At 73.2% G+C, this 2,553-nt stretch carries 5 protein-coding genes; 2 read left to right on the top strand and 3 right to left on the bottom strand.

Annotation, left to right across the window (positions count from 1 at the left end):
- Positions 1-19: 19 nt before the first annotated feature.
- Positions 20-517, bottom strand: coding sequence for a DUF427 domain-containing protein (locus tag ACXJKL_RS19145; protein ID WP_457208589.1), 498 nt, complete (start codon positions 515-517; stop codon positions 20-22).
- A gap of 44 nt (positions 518-561) precedes the next feature.
- Here ACXJKL_RS19145 and ACXJKL_RS19150 point away from each other — a divergent pair, with 44 nt between their 5' ends.
- Positions 562-1,179: a histidine phosphatase family protein gene (locus tag ACXJKL_RS19150; RefSeq protein ID WP_457208590.1), complete on the top strand. Its 618-nt coding sequence runs from the start codon at positions 562-564 to the stop codon at positions 1,177-1,179.
- A gap of 31 nt (positions 1,180-1,210) precedes the next feature.
- On the top strand, positions 1,211-1,417 hold the full coding sequence (locus tag ACXJKL_RS19155) for a hypothetical protein (protein ID WP_457208591.1): 207 nt from the start codon (positions 1,211-1,213) through the stop codon (positions 1,415-1,417).
- Positions 1,418-1,427: 10 nt separating this feature from the next.
- Here the strand turns inward: ACXJKL_RS19155 and ACXJKL_RS19160 are convergent, their stop codons facing one another.
- Positions 1,428-1,766 carry a DUF952 domain-containing protein gene (locus tag ACXJKL_RS19160; RefSeq protein ID WP_457208592.1) on the bottom strand — a complete coding sequence of 113 codons (339 nt, stop codon included), beginning with the start codon at positions 1,764-1,766 and terminating at the stop codon, positions 1,428-1,430.
- Entirely contained in the window at positions 1,766-2,452 is a 687-nt protein-coding gene (gene nucS, locus ACXJKL_RS19165) for an endonuclease NucS (protein ID WP_457208593.1), read from the bottom strand. Before nucS ends, ACXJKL_RS19160 begins: the two co-directional genes overlap by 1 nt.
- Positions 2,453-2,553: the final 101 nt, after the last annotated feature.

Genomic DNA, 2,553 nt, shown 5'->3' on the forward strand with positions numbered 1-2,553 from the left:
CGACCGAGGCTGACCGCCGTCACCAGCCGTGGCTGCCGGGGCCGCCCTTGAAGGGGCCGACCACGCGGTCGGTGATCCAGCCGCCGTAGAAGCCACCCTCCTGGGCGCGCACGACCTCCCCGTCCACGAGGCAGGCCTCGACCTGGCCGGGCATCACCGACAGGTGGTCGCGGATCGCCTCGAAGCCGCGCGTCGGGTCGGCGTACGTCCAGGCGGCGCGCCGGGCGGTCGCGGCCCCGGTGACGAGGTCGAAGTACGTCGCGACGCCCTTCCACTCGCAGAAGGTGGTGCCCTCGACGGGCCGCAGCACGCCGGCGGCGAAGGCGTCGCGAGGCAGGTAGTAGGCGGGAGGGTGGCTCGTCTCGAGCACGCGCAGCGAGGACGTGCTGCGGGCGACGACCTCGCCGCCGAGCCGGACCTCCACCGTCTCGGCGCTGCTCTCGACCCGCGGAGGACGGGGGTAGTCCCACACGGACTCCTGGCCGGGACCGGGGACCTCGGGCGTCACTCTGCGCATGTCGTCCAACGTACGTGCCGCCCGGGCGGGGCTAGCGTGACGCCATGAGCGACCTCCAGTGCCCGACCCGCGTCTTCCTGGCCCGCCACGGCGAGGCCGACTACGAGACGGACCTGGTCACCGACCAGGGCGGCTCGCTGAGCGCCACCGGGCGGGCCCAGGCCCGAGCGCTGGGGGAGCGGCTCCTCGGCGAGCGCATCTCGCGCGTGTGGTGCAGCCCGCTGTCGCGGGCCGTGCAGACCGCCGAGATCGCGGCGGGCGTGCTCGGCGTCGACGTCCTGGTGCGCGAGGACCTGAGGGAGTACGGCGTCGGTGCGCTCGCCGGCACCGACGCGAGCGAGTCCGCCGCGCTGGGGCCCGTCTTCGAGGCCTGGGTGGCGGGCGACGACTCGGCCGCGATCCCCGGCGGCGAGCAGGTCGCCGGCATCGCCGCCCGTGTCATCGGCGTGCTCGACGAGGTCCGCGACGCCCACCGCGGCGAGGCAGTGCTGGTGGTCAGTCACGGCGGCGCCATCATGACCGCCGTGCCGGTGCTGGTCGGCAATCCGCGGGCGACCGGGGCCGACCTCGTGCTGCCGGGCGGCGCCCACGTCGCGCTCGAGGGCGACGACTCCGGCTGGCGCCTGGCGCACGCCGACGAGACCTCGACGACACTCAGGTAAGCCTTGCCTCACTCCCGTGTAGGGTGCCGGCATGGGCAAGTCCATGAGCACGTCGAAGGGCAAGAAGTCGGGCAAGGTCGCCCGGCTCCCCAAGAAGGAGTGCTGCGTCTCCCGGACGAAGTGCACCCGCTGCCCCCTGCGCATGCTCAAGGAGGGCACCCTGCCCGCGGGCTACACGGTCAAGAAGCGCAAGCTGGTGAGGGTGAAGAAGAAGGTCGGCAAGCAGCTCGCCGCCTGAGAGGTCGCCCTCAGGCGCCGGACCAGCGGCCGTTCGGGTCCAGCGGGTGCACCCCGACCACCGCGGCGGGGTCGATGGGGCCGTACACGTGCGGGTAGGTGTCGTCGCCGACCGGCTCGACGCGCACCGGGGCCGTGAGGAGGTCGGGGTCGACGACCAGCAGCACCAGGGGCTCGCCGGCGTCTGCGTAGTAGCGATCGAAGACCGGCTGCACCTGCTCGGGGCGCGACGCGTGGATGAAACCCTCCTCCGTGAGCGTGCGCCCGCGGGTGGAGGTCGTGTAGGCGCCGGTCCGCTGGGCGGCCTCCCAGTCTGCGACCGTGGCGATGTGGAGGATCGGGTCGGCCATCAGAAGAGCCGGTGCTCGGAGTCGTCCATGCCGCGCAGGAGGTCGTAGTCCACGAGCGCGCAGGCGATGCCACGGTCGGTGGCCAGCACCCGCGCCTGCGGCTTGATCTCCTGGGCGGCGAAGATGCCGCGGACCGCGCCCTTGCGGGTCAGCGCGGGGTCCCGGTTGAGCAGGTCGAGGTAGCGGGTGAGCTGCTCCACGCCGTCGATCTCGCCGCGGCGCTTGATCTCGACCGCGACGCTGAGCCCGTCGGCGTCGCGGCACATGAGGTCGACCGGGCCGATCGCGGTCATGAACTCGCGGCGCACGAGCGTGAGGCCGTCGGCCAGCGAGCCGGGGTGCTCGGCCAGGAGCTCCTGGAGGTGCTTCTCCACGCCGTCCTTGCGCAGTCCGGGGTCGACGCCGAGGTCGTGGCTGGAGTCGGAGTGGACCTCCTCGATGAGGATGCGCAGGGTGTCGTCGGTCTTGGCCGCGGTCACCGTCCACTCCGGCTGGCCGTCCTCGGTGGTGCCCTCGCGGAACGTGCACGGCGGCGACATCCAGTTGAGCGGCTTGTAGGACCCGCCGTCGGAGTGCACGAGCACCGACCCGTCGGCCTTGATCATCAGCACCCGGGTGGCCATCGGCAGGTGGGCGGCCAGCCGCCCGGCGTAGTCGACCTGGCAGCGCGCAACGACGATCCTCACGGGCCGGAATGTACCCGTGTCCCGCCCGGCGCCGCCCGCCGCCGCCGGCTCGGCGTGCGAGCATGCCGTGCGTGACCCTGACCGACACCCCGTACGACGTC

Source organism: Nocardioides sp. P5_C9_2, from assembly GCF_054049555.1.